This is a genomic window from Actinophytocola sp. (genome assembly GCF_050699915.1).
In the GTDB taxonomy this organism is placed as follows: domain Bacteria; phylum Actinomycetota; class Actinomycetes; order Mycobacteriales; family Pseudonocardiaceae; genus Actinophytocola.
The window spans coordinates 1-15,376 of sequence record NZ_JBOHGA010000159.1; the positions used below are offsets into that span (position 1 = coordinate 1).

The 15,376-nt window shown below is 71.1% G+C and carries 11 protein-coding genes; 3 read left to right on the plus strand and 8 right to left on the minus strand.

Translation table 11 applies throughout. The features are described 5' to 3' along the window. Window positions 1-425: 425 nt before the first annotated feature. Window positions 426-3,947, plus strand: a complete 3,522-nt coding sequence (locus ACRDSK_RS23770) for a chaplin family protein (protein WP_431443453.1) — start codon at window positions 426-428, stop codon at window positions 3,945-3,947. 189 nt (window positions 3,948-4,136) lie between these two features. Here ACRDSK_RS23770 and dnaB read toward each other — a convergent pair whose 3' ends face one another. The 6 genes from dnaB to ACRDSK_RS23800 all read right to left on the minus strand — a co-directional run bounded on the left by dnaB (window position 4,137) and on the right by ACRDSK_RS23800 (window position 8,685). Next, complete coding sequence (dnaB, locus tag ACRDSK_RS23775) at window positions 4,137-5,510, minus strand: replicative DNA helicase (RefSeq protein WP_431443454.1); 1,374 nt, start codon at window positions 5,508-5,510, stop codon at window positions 4,137-4,139. A gap of 487 nt (window positions 5,511-5,997) precedes the next feature. After that, window positions 5,998-6,450 carry a 50S ribosomal protein L9 gene (rplI, locus tag ACRDSK_RS23780; RefSeq protein WP_431443455.1) on the minus strand — a complete coding sequence of 151 codons (453 nt, stop codon included), beginning with the start codon at window positions 6,448-6,450 and terminating at the stop codon, window positions 5,998-6,000. 13 nt (window positions 6,451-6,463) lie between these two features. Next, window positions 6,464-6,712: a 30S ribosomal protein S18 gene (gene rpsR, locus ACRDSK_RS23785; RefSeq protein WP_431443456.1), complete on the minus strand. Its 249-nt coding sequence runs from the start codon at window positions 6,710-6,712 to the stop codon at window positions 6,464-6,466. A gap of 44 nt (window positions 6,713-6,756) precedes the next feature. Then, the gene (locus tag ACRDSK_RS23790; protein WP_431443457.1) at window positions 6,757-7,257 is read right to left on the minus strand and encodes a single-stranded DNA-binding protein; all 501 of its coding nucleotides are present in this window, start codon (window positions 7,255-7,257) and stop codon (window positions 6,757-6,759) included. Between the two features lie 17 nt (window positions 7,258-7,274). Then, window positions 7,275-7,571, minus strand: a complete 297-nt coding sequence (gene rpsF, locus ACRDSK_RS23795) for a 30S ribosomal protein S6 (RefSeq protein ID WP_431443458.1) — start codon at window positions 7,569-7,571, stop codon at window positions 7,275-7,277. 73 nt (window positions 7,572-7,644) lie between these two features. Further along, window positions 7,645-8,685, minus strand: a complete 1,041-nt coding sequence (locus ACRDSK_RS23800) for a hypothetical protein (protein WP_431443459.1) — start codon at window positions 8,683-8,685, stop codon at window positions 7,645-7,647. Between the two features lie 159 nt (window positions 8,686-8,844). On the opposite strand from ACRDSK_RS23800, the gene ACRDSK_RS23805 reads away from it, so the two are divergent. Together ACRDSK_RS23805 and ACRDSK_RS23810 are read left to right on the plus strand one after the other, a co-directional pair. After that, window positions 8,845-9,615, plus strand: a complete 771-nt coding sequence (locus ACRDSK_RS23805; protein WP_431443460.1) for a deoxyribonuclease IV — start codon at window positions 8,845-8,847, stop codon at window positions 9,613-9,615. 47 nt (window positions 9,616-9,662) lie between these two features. Beyond that, on the plus strand, window positions 9,663-11,111 hold the full coding sequence (locus tag ACRDSK_RS23810) for a glycosyltransferase family 87 protein (protein WP_431443461.1): 1,449 nt from the start codon (window positions 9,663-9,665) through the stop codon (window positions 11,109-11,111). Window positions 11,112-11,130: 19 nt separating this feature from the next. On the opposite strand, the gene ACRDSK_RS23815 is transcribed toward ACRDSK_RS23810, so the two are convergent. Together ACRDSK_RS23815 and ACRDSK_RS23820 are read right to left on the minus strand one after the other, a co-directional pair. Continuing rightward, a complete protein-coding gene (locus tag ACRDSK_RS23815; RefSeq protein WP_431443463.1) occupies window positions 11,131-12,720 on the minus strand; it encodes a glycosyltransferase family 87 protein in 1,590 nt (529 codons plus the stop codon). 141 nt (window positions 12,721-12,861) lie between these two features. Beyond that, a partial coding sequence (locus ACRDSK_RS23820; RefSeq protein WP_431443462.1) for a transglycosylase domain-containing protein occupies window positions 12,862-15,376 on the minus strand: 2,515 nt, incomplete at its 5' end.

Sequence of the window (15,376 nt, forward strand, 5' to 3'; positions counted from 1 at the left end):
GGGTCACCACGGCTCCGCCGGCAACCCGGCCGACGCGTCGCCGTCCGCCACGCTGCCGTGGCGGGACCGCGAGCCGGCTCTGGTTCGCGGACTGACGACACCCGCCACCGCGACGGTGGCCGGCTTCGGGCGCGTCGGCGCCCAGCCCGGCGTCTCCCCCGACTGATCCCAGCGGCGCGACCGGCCCGAGCCCGTGTGCTCGAGGTACCGGGTGCACCGCCGCCTCGTGCCGGCCGTGCCGCGCCCACCCCCCGCGGGTCCGTCCCGCCTCCGACCCGGGTGGTCGATTGCCCCGGCGCGTCTCCACGTCGACGCGTCCCGGCCACCCGCCATAACCCCCAGAGGGAATACGAAAGGAGCATCACACGATGCAAACCTGGGCGAAGCGGGGTCTCCAGACCGCGCTAGTCACTGGTGGTTTGCTGATGCTGGGAACCGGCATCGCTTCTGCCGACGAGGACGTCAACCCCGACCGGCCGGCCTCGCCGCTGGACGGGTCAGTGCGCGTCCCCGTCCACTTCGACAACAACGCGCTCGGCACGCCGCTGGGCCAGAAGAACCTGCCGACGATCGACAAGGAGCTCCGGGTCAGCGTCGCCGACCTGACCCGGGCCGTGCCGATGTCGGACCGGGCCGCCCCGGCCGTCGCGCCGGTGGTGGACAAGGCGAAGGACGTCGCCGACCCGGTCGTCGGCACGGCCTCCGGCAAGGTCGACCCGACGCTGGACCAGGTCGGCGCGCAGGCTCAGCCCGTGGCGGACAAGGCCACGCCGCTGACCGGCAAGGTCAACGCGACCGCGGCGAAGGCGGGGATGCCCCCGGTCCCGCCGCTGCCGAAGGTAAACGTGCCGCAGACCCACGGCGCGTTCGACGGCAACTCGGTCGACGGCGACCTGGTCGCGCCGTTCGACGTGTCCGGCAACGCGATCGCGCTGCTCGGCCACGCCGAGGTGGAGAACGACTCCTACCAGTCCTATGAGGACTCCGAGACCGTCGAGACCGACGGCTCGGGCGGGTTCGTCTCCGGCAACGTGGTCGACCTCGACTGGGCGGCACCGGTGCAGATCACCGGCAACGCCATCGCCGGGCTCGGCAAGGCGAGCTCGACGAACACGTCCGGCCAGGACACGTCCGTCACCAGCGACGTCACCAGTGACGGCAGCGAGGGCATCCTGTCCGGCAACGTGCTCGCCGGGCACTGGGCCACTCCGGTGCAGCTCACCGGCAACGCCATCGCCGGCGCCGGTCGCGCACAGAGCGAGTCGACCGCCGACACCACGGCGACCGCCGGCGGCACCGTGCTCACCACGGGTGCGGACAGCCTCGGCGGCGGCAACATCGGCGCCCCGCCGATCGCCACCCCGATCGAGGGCAACGGCAACGCGATCGCCGGCCTCGGCAAGGCGGACGCCTCGTCGGAGTCCACCGCGACCGCGACGGCCGGCGCCCTGCGTGACGGCCTCTACGGCGTGCCGACCTACCTCGAGACCAACGGTGACCCCGCGCTGGCCGCGGGCAACGTCGTCCAGCCCGGCCTCAGCGGGCCGGGCATGCTCTGCGGCAACGCGGGCGCGGCGGCCGGCGGCGCGACCGCCGACTGCACGACCGAGAGCACCACCACGGCCGGCGGCACCACCCGCAGCACCGGCGAGGGCTCCGTGCTCTCCGGTACCGCGGCGACCGCGCCGGCCGCGTCGCCCGTCGAGGTCTTCGGCAACTCGGCGGCCGGCGTCGGCACCGCGGAGTCGACGGCCGACAACACGGTCGACTCGACCGCCGGCGGCGACACCTACACCCGCGGGCACGACAGCCTGGTGTCCGGCACGGTCGCGACCGTCGCGCCGGCCGGGCCGGGCGAGGTGTTCGGCAACGCCGCCGCGGGCGCGGGTTCCGCGGCCACGGGTGTCACGAACGACTCGAACACGAGCACCGGCGGCCACACCGGTACGACCGGGGACAACTCGGTCGGCGGCGGCAACCTGGCCAAGGTGCCGGTCGTCACCACGGCCGAGAGCTTCGGCAACGTCGCCGCCGGCGCCGGTGGCGCCGAGTCCACCGTCACGGAGGTCAAGACGACCTCCTCCGACGGCGGCAGCAACACCGACGACGACAACGGCGTGCTCGCGTCGAACAACGTCACCGCCCCGGTGGCGGGCGCCGCGCAGGCGTTCGGCAACGGCGCGGGTGCGGTGGCCTTCACCGACTCGGAGGCGTCCACCGACACGGACGTCACCGCGGGCGGCGACTCGCAGGCGACCGGCACCGCGGGCCTTGGCTCCGGCAACATCGGCCAGGCTCCGGCCTCGGTTCCCGTGCAGCTGTTCGGCACCGGGGCGAGCGCACTGGCCGCCGGCGAGCAGGAGGCCACCAACGACACGTCGATGACCTCCGGCGGCGACGCCATGTCCGACGGCCAGAACGGCGTGCTCTCGGGCAACGTCGCGTCGGGCCCGGTCGGGTCGGCCGGTCAGGTCTTCGGCGAGTCCGTCGCCGGGCTGGGCGTCAACGAGTCCGAGGCGTCCTCGGACACCACGTCCACCGCGGGCGGCGACGTCGAGACCAACGGCAGCTCGGGCCTGGGCACGGGCAACGTGGTGAGCCCGCAGGCACTGCCGGTCGCGCAGAGCTTCGCGACGGCCGCGTCGGGGGTCGGCGGGGTCAACTCCGCCGAGGCGGACAGCACGTCGGACGCCACCTCCGGCGGCGACATCGACACCGCGGGTGACGGCGGCTTCCTGGCCGGCAACGTGGCCGACGTGCCGGCCGGCGCGGTGGTGCAGCCGTTCGGCGACGCGGTCGCGGCGGTCGCGAGCCATTCGGAGGCGGCGGGCGACGGCGTGAGCGAGAACACGGTCGGCGGCACGTCCACCACCAGTGGTGCGTTCGGTTCGCTGTCCGGCATCGACGGCACCGTCCCGGTCGGCGCGCACGCGCCGGTCTACGACGTGCCGGTCGAGGTGCTCGCCCAGGCGGTCACCGACTCGACGAACGTCAGCAGCCTGTCGGTCGGCGAGGGAGCGAGCCAGCTGGATTTCCCGGTGAGCGGCGGGCTGTCCCCGACCGAGCTGCCGTCGATGGTGATGGGCCGTTCGATGCAGCGTGAGCTGCCGACCGGCCGGTTCTCGCCGTTCGCGGGCGTGTTCAGCGGAGTGCTCGACGGGTTCGCCGGCGGGATGGGCGACGTGCCCACCCAGGAGCAGGTGACGGACGTGGCGAACACGGTGGCCGGGGCGCAGGAGTACCACGTGCTCCCCTACCCGCTGCCCGAGTCGCGTGCGGACCACCAGTTCCCGGCGGTCGCCGGTGACCTGCCGGTGGGCGACCTGCCGCTGGCCGGGACGCCGCTCGCGGAGATCCCGTTGGAGGAGCTGCCGGTCAGCGACGAGCTGGCCGACCTGCCCGCCGCGGTTCCCGCCGTGCCGGCCGTGCCCGCGGTTCCGGCTGTGCCGATGGTTCCGGCGGCCCCGGCCGTTCCGGTGGCTCCGGCTGTGCCGGCCGTGCCCGCGATCGGTGACCTGTCGGACGTGACCGCCGAGCTGCCGGCTGTGCCGGCTGTTGGTGACGTGGCCCCCGAGCTGCCGGCCCTGCCGGCCGCCGGTGACCTGACCGACGTGACCGCCGAGCTGCCGGCCACCGGTGACCTCGCCGACGTGACGACCGAGCTGCCGGCCGTGCCGGCGATGCCCGAGGTCGCCGCGCCGACGGCGGAGCTGCCGGCCGTCGGGAACGTCGCCGACGCCGACGTGACGGAGATCGTGCCCACCGTGCCCGCGGTCGGCGACGTCACCGCGGTGCCGGTCGTGCAGGCCCCGTCGCTGAACAACCTGCCGGTCGGCGACGTCCAGGGGGTGCCGGCACTGCCGGCCGCGCCCGCGATGGACGACGCCTCGCTGTCCGCCACCCGGGCGGCGCTGGCCAACCTGTTCGCCGTGCGTCCGATCGCCTGATCGGCCACGGTGACGAGGGGCCCGGGAGCCGAGTGCTCCCGGGCCCCTCGCCTGTCCGCAGCCCGACTCGCGCGCACCCGAATCCGTCAGCGCTCGCTCGTAGACTGGAAAGCGGTGGCCGGAGGCCAAGCGCCACCACATTCGTTGCGGGGAACCCGTTCCAACCACCGACAGGCTGGGCCGTTGAAGCTAGCCGTGCGCGAGGTCCGCGAAGCGGGAGTAGTGCAGCTGGTGCGCCACGGTGACCGTGGTCGTCGGGCCCGCGCGGTGCTTCGCCAGGATCAGGTCCGCCTCGCCGGCTCGGGGGTCGTCTCGCTCCCAGGCGTCCGGGCGGTGGATCAGCAGCACCATGTCTGCGTCCTGCTCCAGCGATCCCGACTCTCGCAGGTCGGCCAGCATCGGGCGCTTGTCGGTGCGCTGCTCGGGACCGCGGTTCAGCTGGCTGATCGCGACTACCGGCACCTCGAGCTCCTTGGCCAGCAGCTTCAGCTGCCGGGAGAACTCCGAGACCTCCTGCTGCCGGGACTCGACGCGCTTGCCGGACGTCATCAGCTGCATGTAGTCCACGACGATCAGCTTCAGGTCGTGTCGCTGCTTGAGCCGCCTCGCCTTCGCCCGGATCTCCATCATCGTCAGGTTCGGCGAGTCGTCCACGAACATCGGCGCCTCGCTGATCTCGCTCATCCGCCGGGCCAGCCGCGTCCAGTCGTCGTCGGTCATGCGGCCGCCGCGCATGTCGGCGAGGCGGATCTTGGCCTCGGCGGACAGCATGCGCATCACGATCTCGGTGCGGCTCATCTCCAGCGAGAAGATCGCGCTGGTCATGCCGTGCTTCACCGAGCAGGACCGGGAGAAGTCCAGGCCCAGGGTCGACTTGCCGATACCCGGCCGGGCCGCGACGATGATCATCTGGCCCGGGTGCAGGCCGTTGGTGACCGCGTCCAGGTCCTCGAAGCCGGTCGGCACGCCGAGCGACGAGCCGCCGCGCGAGGCGATGGCGTCGATCTCGTCCATGGTCGGCTGCAGCAGCTCCTCGAGCGCGACGTAGTCCTCGCTCATCCGCCGCTCGGTGACCTCGTAGATCGACGACTGCGCGCGGTCTACCACCTCGTTGACGTCCGCGCCCTCCGCGCCCGCGTACCCCAGCTGCACGATCCGGGTGCCGGCCTCGACCAGCCGGCGCAGGATCGCCTTCTCCGCGACGATCTCCGCGTAGTAACCCGCGTTCGCCGCCGTCGGCACCGTCGCGATCAGCGTGTGCAGGTACGGCGCGCCACCCACCCGGCGCAGCTCTCCGCGCCGCTCGAGCTCGGCGGACACGGTGACCGCGTCGGCCGGCTCGCCGCGGCCGTACAGGTCGAGCACGCAGTCGTACACCGCCTGGTGGGCGGGACGGTAGAAGTCACCGGGGCGCAGCACCTCGACGACGTCCGCGATGGCGTCCTTCGACAGCATCATGCCGCCGAGCACGCTCTGCTCCGCGGCCAGATCCTGCGGCGGCTGCCGGTCGAGTCCACCTTCCGCGGGGGCCGCGGCGGGCGGTCGGTCGTCGGTCAGCGCCACCGAGAACCCCTCCTAGAACATCGCACGGGTGTTCGATACTACACGTTAGGCAGCTACCGCGTCGGCGTAAAGGACCCCAGGAGCATCGGCGTGTCGCGCGCTGATGCCTACGCAGAGCGAGGAAGTCACGCGAGAGGTTAGAGGTCGCGATCGGGGTGTGCCAAACCGCGTTGGGGACGCTTCTGTGGACAGGTTGGGGATGCCGGTGGCCAACGAACCACAGCTCCGTTGGATCATGGGGACAACCTGTGGACAGCTTCGTCAACGAGAGTTAAACGGGCAGCTCAGAGGCTGTGTACAGGGTGTGGAAAAACTAACCGGAAACACCCCGGCGTGTCGTGTGAAATCGCCTTGTCGGCGTGTCGCTCAGAGCCCGCACGGTCGGATTAACCCACATGTGGATAACTGGGGGACAACGACAACCCCGTGTCGAACTCGGTGAGCCCGACACGGGGTTGGGGGCGGTGCGTAGTTACTCTGCGTCAGATCAGCTGGAGGTGACCTCGACCTTGAACGCGACGGTGACCTCGGGGTGCAGCCGGACGCTGACCCCGTGCTTACCGACGGTCTTGATGTGGCCGGTCAGCTCGACCGTGCGCTTGTCGAGGACCGGGCCACCGGCCGCCTTGACCGCGGACACGATGTCGGCCGTGGTGACCGAGCCGAACAGCTTGCCGGAACCGGCGGCGGCCTTGGCCTTCAGCGGCACCGGGTCGATGCTCTCCAGCGCGGCCTTGACCTCCTGCGCGTGGTCCAGACCCCGGATCGACCGCGCCTGCTGCGCGCGACGGATGGTCTGCACCTGCTTCTCCGCGCCCTTGGAGGCGACGATCGCGAGCGAGCGCGGCAGCAGGTAGTTGCGCCCGTAGCCGTCCTTGACCTCGACGATGTCGCCCGGCCCACCGAGGCCGGAGACGTCGGCGGTGAGGATGAGTTTCATCTCGGACTCCTGGTCAGCGCGCGGTCGAGGTGTAGGGCAGCAGCGCCATCTCCCGCGCGTTCTTCACCGCGATGGCGACGTCGCGCTGGTGCTGGCTGCAGTTGCCGGTGACCCGGCGGGCACGGATCTTGCCGCGGTCGGAGATGTACTTCCGAAGCAGCGTGGTGTCCTTGTAGTCGATCGGCTGCAGTTCAGCCTTCTTCTTCGCCTTGCAGAACACGCAAACCTTCTTCTTGGGCTTGCGAATGGGTGGCTTGGCCACGGTTGGTCTCCCGAGTCAGTCAGTCTGTGGGTGCAGTTCGAAGGTCAGAACGGGGGCTCGTCACTGAAGCCGCCCCCGCCACCGCTACCGCTACCGCCGGAACCGGCGGGCGGGGCGGAGCCCCACGGGTCGTCGGCGGGCGCGCCGCCGGAGCCGCCGAAGCCGCCTCCGCCGCTGCCGCGACTCACCTTGTTGACCTTCGCGGTGGCATACCGCAGCGATGGGCCGATCTCGTCGACCTCCAGCTCCACGACGGTGCGCTTCTCGCCCTCACGGGTTTCGAAGGACCGCTGCTTGAGCCGGCCGCTGACGATCACGCGGGCGCCGCGGGTGAGCGACTCCGCCACGTTCTCGGCGGACTGCCGCCAGATGTTGCACCGCAGGAAGAGCGCCTCGCCGTCCTTCCATTCGCCGCTCTGGCGGTCGAACGTACGAGGCGTCGAGGCGACGGTGAAGTTGGCCACCGCGGCTCCGGACTGCGTGAACCGCAGCTCCGGGTCGGCGGTGAGGTTGCCGATCACAGTGATGACGGTGTCGCCGGCCATAGCTGTTCCTTCCGGTCTCAGGTCCCCGCGGGGTCGCGCCGCAGGACCTTAGTCCGCAGCACCGACTCCTGGAGGCCGAGCTGGCGGTCCAGCTCCTTCACCGCGTCCGGATCGGCGTTCACGTCGAGCACCGCGTAGATGCCCTCGGTGTGCTTGTTGATCTCGAACGACAACCGACGCTTGCCCCACACGTCGACCTTCTCCACGTTCCCGCCCGAAGTGCGGATGACGTTGAGGAAGGTCTCCAGCGACGGCTGCACTGTGCGCTCGTCGAGAGTGGGATCGAGGATGACCATGACCTCGTAATGACGCATGAAGACCACTCACCTCCTGTGGACTCGGCGGCCACGGACTCTCCGTGGCAGGAGGGGTCTTGCGTCGATGAGGTTACAGGGCGACGTTCGGGGCCCGGCGCAGCACCCAGGTGCGCACGAGCGCCGCGGTCACCACGGACAGGGCGAGCACCGCGAGCAGCACCGGGAAGGCGATCTTCTGGCCCTCCGGCGGGGTCAGCGCCTCGGCCCGCCCGGCCGCCTGCACGCCGTCGCCCGGGCGGTCGGTGCCGATGATGCCGAACTCGGGCGTGTAGCCCGGCACGCTGCCGCCGTAGCGCACACCCGGCGAGGGCGCGAACAGACCGGCCTGCGCGAACGGCACCGAGCCGTAGTCGGCCATCGGCCAGCGGCCGAAGCTCCACATGCCCGGCGGGTAGAGGGACCACTCGCCCGGCTGGTAGCCGCCGACCGGCGGGTGGTTGGGCGCCGGCACGCTGCCCGGGTCGCCCGCGCCGGGACCGCCACCGCCGGGGACATCGGAGCCCGGGCCGCCGCCACCGGGACCGCCGCCACCGCCGCCCGGCACGATCCCGCCGACCACCTGCTCCGAGGCGTCGGCGACGGCCTTCGTGCCGTCCTGGACGGGAGCCGCGGCCTTGTTCACGACGTCGACCACGATGCCGCAGCCGGACGAGAGCACGCCCTGCACGCCGCCGACGATCTGGCCGAGCACGCCGCCGATGAGCGGGATGCTCTGGATCGCGGACCTGATGCGCGGCACGGCCGCCGAGGCGATGGTGCCGCCGGAGATCGTGGTGTCGGCGCTCGGCAGCGAGCCGAGCGGGATGTTCCCCATGTTCGAGACGCGGGTGCGGACCTGGTCGACGAGCCCGGGGCCAAGCAGCGGGACGGCCCGGACGACGTTCAGCACCGGCGCCAGCACGGCGGTCGGGCTCATCGCGAGCGGCGTGCCGGTCGCGCCCTGGACGGTGGTGGAGCAGTCGCCCACCACGATGGGCTGCGACGCGTTCGCGGTGCCACTCGCCACCAGCCCGGTGACCGACACCCCGAGGACGAGAGCGGCAGTGGCAACGACACCTCGCAGTCGCCCGCGCATGAAGTCCTCCCAGTCACCCGCCAGTGGGGTAAGCACCTACCAGACTCAACGACGGTAACCCGGTCCGGTGACGGTGACCAGGCGAACGAAACCCCGGCAATAGGTAAACCCGTTCGGGGTAGGCCGTCCGGAGTAGCTCGCCGGCGGACAGGCACCTCCCATTCGTGTCGGACCCGGAGACTACGCTCGCGGGCCATGAGCATCGGCGCCCACATCCACAGCGACGATCCGCTCGGCGCCGCGCGCGAGCGAGACGCGGACGTCGTCCAGTTCTTCCTGGGCGACCCGCAGAGCTGGAAGGCGCAGCCGCCGCATCCGCAGACCGACGCGCTGCGCGAGGCCGGCATCGACGTGTTCGTCCACTCGCCGTACCCGGTCAACATCGCCTCGACCAACAACCGCATCCGCATCCCGTCGCGCAAGACGGTCTCCCAGTACGCCGAGTCGGCCGCGGCCTCGGGCGCGAAGGGCCTCATCGTCCACGGCGGACACGTCACCCAGGGCGAGGACCCGGCGCAGGGCCTGGTCAACTGGCGCAAGTTCTTCGAGCGGCAGGCCGAGGCAGGCGGCTTCCCGCTGCCGATCCTGATCGAGAACACCGCGGGCGGCGACAACGCCATGGCCCGCAAGTTCGACATGCTCGCCCGGCTGTGGGACCAGGTCGGCGAGTTCGACGCCGGCTTCTGCCTCGACACCTGCCACGCGCACGCCGCCGGCGAGGACCTGTCGGGCATCGTCGACCGGGTCCGGGCCATCACCGGCCGGATCGACCTGGTGCACCTGAACAGCTCCCGCGACGAGTTCGACTCGGCCCGGGACCGCCACGCCAACATCAAGACTGGCATGATCGATCCCGACCTGCTGGCGGCGGTGGCGAAGGAGGCCGGCGCGCCGGTCGTGGTGGAGACACCGACCGACGGTCAGGCGGAGGACATCGCGTTCCTGCGCGAGGCCACGGGGCGGTGAGCACCCTGCCGGCCGGGGCGGCAGCGGAGGAGAGGAACTCGTCAGGGATGGCGGACGAGCCCATGTCCGAACAGACGCCCGGCGAGGCCGCTCCACCCCGAGGAAGGTCCGCCGGCACGTTCGCCCGGCTCGGCTCGCTCGCGCTCGTCCTGCTGGTGGTGCTCTGCGGACTCACGCTCGTGCTCGGCTTCCTCAACAAGGACCGGTGCACGGGCCCGCGGTTCGACGAGCTCGGCCGCAGCGTCCCGGACTTCGACAAGCGCAGCAAGCAGGACGTCTGCTACTCCGACATCCAGTTCCTGTGGATCGGCCGGGAGATCGACCGGCACGTGTTCCCCTATGTCGACGGCAAGCTCACCGAGAAGGGCCAGCCCGTCGGCGGCGTCGTCGAGTACCCGGTGCTCACCGGCGTGGTCATCTGGGCCTCCGCGCTGTTCGCGGACACCGACGCCGGGTTCCTGCTGCTGTCCGCGGTGGTGCTGGCGCCGTTCGGGCTGTTCACCGCGTGGCTGCTCGGCAAGCTGTCGCGGTGGCGGGCGCTGCTGTGGGCGGTCGGCCCGCCGCTCGTCATGTACGCCTTCCACAACTGGGAGCTCCCGGTCGTGCTGTGCGCGGTCGCGGCGATCTACGTCGTGCACCGCGGCTGGGGGCGGCGCGGTGTCGACCTGCCGCTGCTGACCAGAGCGACCGCGGCGGCCGTGCTGCTCGGACTCGGCTTCGCGTTCAAGGTCTACCCGGCGATCTTCGCGCTGCCGCTGATGCTCTACGTCTTCACCGGCGGCCGGGACGGGCGCGAGCTCGCCGGGCGACCGGCGCCGGACTGGCGCGGGGCGCTGCGGGTCGGTGCGGTCGTGCTGGGCACCGCGATCGTCGTCAACATCCCGTTCGCGATCGCCGGCTTCGAGGGACTGAAGGCCTCCTTCATGTTCCAGCTGCAGCGCAAGGCCGACATCACGACGAACTCGATCTGGTTCTGGGGCCTGCGGCCGGACTCGGACCCGGACAACACGACGATGCAGGAGCTGATCGGCGTGCTGTCGCCGACGCTCATGCTGCTGTCGTTCGTGATCGCGTGCGCGCTGGGGTGGCGGCGCTTCCTGCGGCAGGGCACGTTCCCGTGGGTGGCGGTGTCGGCGGCGATGCTGTGCGGGTTCCTGTTGCTGCACAAGGTGCACTCTCCGCAGTACACGCTCTGGCTGGTGCCGATGTTCGTGCTGCTGCGGGTGCGGTGGGGCTGGATCGTGGCGTACCTCCTCGCCGACCTGGCGATGGGCATCGGCATCTTCCGCTGGTACTTCGAGATCTTCTACGGCAAGCACGGCGGCATCTACGACGGTCTCGCCGCGCAGGCGGTCATGGTCGGCGTCTGGGGCCGGGCCGCGCTGCTGATCGGCCTGTTCTACGCGTTCCTGGCCGCAGACTCCACAGTGGACGAAGACCCGCTCCCGGATGACATCGGCCCACCCGCCGACCGCGAGGTCGAACCAGCCCACTGACCCGGCTCGCTCGGCCGGGTCAGGTTTTCGCGGGGGTTCGGTGGAAGCCGGTCACCCGCAGGGTCAACCGGTCCGGGGCGTCGTCCAGTACTCCGCCGGCCGGGTCGTCCAGCAGCACGCCCTCGCCGGCGCGGCGGACCAGGTCGCGGGCCGGGTGGTAGATCTCGTACACCACCAGCGCGCACAGCGCGACCACCGCGAGGTCGCGCAGGATCACGAACGACAGGAACCAGTCCGCCGGCAGGCCCTTCTTGTCGTCGCCCAGGTAGAAGGCCATCCGCGGCGCCCACACCAGCGCGTCGACCGTCATCCAGGCCAGCAGGATCCGCCAGCGCGGCACCGCCAGCACCGCGAGCGGCACCAGCCACAGCGAGTACTGCGGGCTCCACACCTTGTTCGTCAACAGGAACGCGGCCACCACGAGGAAGCACAGCTGCGCGAGCCGCGGCCGCATCGGCGCCTGCAGCGCGATGAACGCGATGCCGGCGCAGCACACCAGGAACAGCACCGCGCTCACCGCGTTGAGCCACACCGGGGTCTGGCCGAAGCCGAGCCGGCCGTCGAAGCCCGCCCACCCGCTGAACTGGGTGACCACGTTGTACAGCGAGTCCGGGTCCGCGCCGCGCAGGCTGTTGCGGTGGAAGAACTCCCACCAGCCGCGCGGGTAGACGATCATGATCGGCACGTTGACCGCGGCCCACGCGAGGATCGCGGCGAGCGTCGTGCGCGCCCAGTCTCGTGTCTTGCCCGCGCGCAGGCACAGCACCAGCAGCGGGCCGAGCAGGAACAGCGGGTACAGCTTCGCCGCGCCGCCCAGCCCGAGCAGAACACCGGCGAGCACGGGTTTTCGCCTGGCCCAGGCGAGCAGGCCGGTGGCGGCGAGCGCGGTGGCGAGCGCGTCGAAGTTGGTGAAGGCGTGGACCAGCAGCAGCGGGGACGCCGCGATCAGCGCCGCGTCCCACGGACGCAGTCGCGCCGTTCTGGCCACCGCCCAGATCGTGACCAGCCAGGCCAGCGCCAGCCAGAACGCCGAGAGGTCGAAGAAGATCGTCACCGGTAGGCCGGTGGGCAACCAGCCGGCGTTCGCGATCACCAGCCAGCCCTCGGTCATCTTCGCGTTGACCCACTGGAAGAGCCCGGTGAGCACGGGGTACTCCATGTACCGCACGTGCGCGGTCGGCTTGCCCTCGTCGTCGACCCAGCTCGTCCGGTACGGGAAGCCGCCCTCGTTGAGCCGTTCCGCCGAGTACAGCGGGATGATGTCCGAGTAGCACATGGCGGTGAACGGCCGGCTCGACCGCCAGTCCAGCTCCAGCTTCTTCGACTCCTCGTCGTAGAACTGCTGGACGCAGGCAGCCTTGCCGAACCAGCCGATGGACAGGCCGATCACCGCGATCAACAACGCCACCCGCAGCGGCGTCCAGAACCAGTGCCGGCCGATCACCGCGTGCCGGCCGAGCGGACCGCCGATGGGCGCGCTCGCGGCGGTCGCCAACGGTTCGGCCCACGTCGGGATCACGCGCTCGGCGGGCGTCAGCGTCGCCGTGTCGGAGTCGTCCGTCGAGGTTGCCGCCGAGGTCTCCGGTGCCGTCTCCGGTGCCGTCTCCAGGATGGCCTCCGAAGCGCCGGAGACCCCGCCGTCACGCTCCTCGGAGCGATCTTCAGCGGGGTCGCCGGTGTGGTCGTCGGGACCGGTCCTGCCTGGCACGGGGCGATGCTACGGGGCAGCACCGGCCGCCGTGTGCACTACCTAGCCTCCGATCGGCGGGAAGGGCGGATCCGTCTCCTCGGGTTCGGTCGGGATCGTGGCTCCGGGCTCGCTCGTCTCCGTGTTGCCCGGGTCCGGCGGGTCGTTCCCGTTCCCGTTGCCGTTCCCGTTGCCGTCGTCATCCCCGTTGCCGTTGTCGTCGCCGCGACCGTTGTCGTCCCCGCGACCGTTGTCGTCGTCCCGGTCGCCCTCGTCCCGGTTGTCCTCGGGTTCCTCGCTCTGCCGGAAGTCGTCGCCGATCGGTTCGAAGGTGCCGAACTCCTCGACCGGTGCCTTCTCCAGATATCGGTTCATGAACTCGAGCCAGACCTCGCCCGGTAGTCCGCTGCCGTAGACGATGCCGCCGTCGCCGTTGCGCAACGGGACCTGCTTGCCCTTCGGCGTCTCCGCGCCCATGGACACCGCGGCGGAGATCTGCGGGGTGTACCCGACCATCCACGCCTTCGCGTTGTCCTCGGTGCTGCCGAACTGGTGCGTGCCGGTCTTGCCGGCGCAGGGCCGGTCCTCCGCGCACTCCAGCTCGGAGGTCTCGAGCACCGGCTTGAGCGACTCGGTGACGTTGCGGGCGATCTGGCGGTTCTTGTCCGGGTTGGTGTCGAAGGCCTGCTTGTCCGCCTCCGGCGCCTGCCAGTACACCTTGCCGTCCGGCCAGAGCACCTGGGAGACGAGGTGCGGCTTGCGGTACGTGCCGTCCGCCGCGAACGTCGCGTACGCCGATGCCATCTCCATCGTGGTCACCCGCGTGTCGCCACCGCCGATGGCGATGTTGCCGTCCGGCGGGATGTCCTCGCCGTTGTCGCCGTTCAGGTCGGAGACGATGCCGGCCTCGCGGGCGGCGGCCTGCACCCGGTTGGTGCCGACCTCGTTCACCGCGACGTCGTAGAACACCGTGTTGATGGACAGCCGCATGGCCTCGGCGACCGTGCACTGCTCGCCGCAGGACGCGCCGCCGGAGTTGCGCACCGGCGCCTCGCGACCCTGGAACGTCCGGCCGGACGTGCCGTCGAACTGCTCCGCGAGGCCCTTGCCCTCCTTGAGCAGCGCCACCAGGTCGAACGGCTTGAACGAGGAGCCGGGCTCCTGCGGAGTCGCCGCCCAGTCAAGGCCGAGGCCGTTGGACCCGCCGTAGTAGGCGAGCACCGAGCCGTTCTTCGGGTTGACCGCCACGAGCGCCGGCCGGATGTTCTTCGGCTGTCCCTTGAGCACGTCCTTCATCGTCTGCTGGGCGATGTTCTGGGCGCGCTTGTCGATCGTGGTCCGGACCGTGAGCCCCTTCTGGAAGAGCTCGTCCTCGGTGATGTCGGCCCGCTCCTCGAGCTCCTTGAACACCGCGTTCTTGATGTGCGCACCGGGGCCGGAGATGGAACCCGGGCGCGCCTTGTCCAGGCCGAGCAGCGTCGGGAACTTCGCCTCGGCCCGCTCGCCCGCCGGGAGCCACTGGTTGTTGACCATCTGGTCCAGCACGTAGTTCCAGCGCTGTTCCATGTAGTCCTGCTCCTTGTACCGGCCCGGGTTCTGGATCATGCCGGCGAGCAGGGCCGCCTCGGAGGCGTTGACCTCCTTGAGGGGCTTGCCGAAGTAGGCCTGGGCGGCGGCGGAGACGCCGTAGGCACTGCGACCGAAGTAGATCGTGTTCAGGTAGGCCGTGATGATGTCTTCTTTGGGGTACGTGTTGTTCATCTTGTAGGCCGTGACCACTTCGAGCGCCTTGCGGGTGACGGTCTTCTCTTCCTTGCCCGTCGCCTTCTTCACGTACTGCTGGGTGATCGTCGAGCCGCCGCCCTCGCCGCCCGTCACCTGGTTCCACCCGGCCCGCAGCACACCGCTGATGTCGAAACCCGGGTTGGTCATGAACTCGGCGTCCTCGGCGGCGAACACCGCGTTCAGGACGTCCTTGGGGATCTCGTCGTACTTGACCAGCGTGCGGTTCTCGCCGCCCGACGGGACCACCTTGCCCATGGCGCCCTTGTTCGCGTAGGTCAGCGAGACGACTTGGCCCTTCTCCTGGCGGACCGACTCCGGCGAGGGCACGTCCACCATCTGGTAGGCGACGAAGAACGCGAGCATCGGCCCGATGATCATCAGGGCGGTGGCCACGTAACCGATGCGGCGGACTCGGCGCCAGACCTTCTTGCGGCGCCGGAGGCGCTGCTCGTCGGTGAGCGGGGCGTCCTCGTCGTCGACGAGCATCCGCTGCGGCCGCTGTGGCGGCTCGAAGTCCTGGTCCTCGTACGGGTCGCGGTCGTAGTCGAGCTCGCGGTGGGTCAGCAGCTCCGGCTCGGGATTGCTGTAGCCGTGCAGGGGCGGCAGGTGCTCGGTGGGGCCGTCCTCACGCCGGCCAGGACCGCCCGGACCGGTGGGTCCGCCCGGCCGCGGCGGACCGGCGGGTCGCGGTGGGATCGCCCGGGTGGACTGGCCGACCTGCGGGCGGCCGGGAACTCCCGGCCGCTGCGGTGCGGGCGGCTCCTCGCTCGGCCACGCCGGGGCGGCCGGACCC

Bases quoted from the DNA above. Each gene is read 5' to 3' on its own strand.
- rplI (WP_431443455.1), bottom strand. From the start codon at position 6,450: ATGAAACTCATCCTCACCGCCGACGTCTCCGGCCTCGGTGGGCCGGGC.
- rpsF (WP_431443458.1), bottom strand. From the start codon at position 7,571: ATGCGTCATTACGAGGTCATGGTCATCCTCGATCCCACTCTCGACGAG.
- ACRDSK_RS23770 (WP_431443453.1), top strand. From the start codon at position 426: ATGCTGGGAACCGGCATCGCTTCTGCCGACGAGGACGTCAACCCCGAC.
- ACRDSK_RS23810 (WP_431443461.1), top strand. From the start codon at position 9,663: ATGGCGGACGAGCCCATGTCCGAACAGACGCCCGGCGAGGCCGCTCCA.
- ACRDSK_RS23805 (WP_431443460.1), top strand. From the start codon at position 8,845: ATGAGCATCGGCGCCCACATCCACAGCGACGATCCGCTCGGCGCCGCG.
- ACRDSK_RS23790 (WP_431443457.1), bottom strand. From the start codon at position 7,257: ATGGCCGGCGACACCGTCATCACTGTGATCGGCAACCTCACCGCCGAC.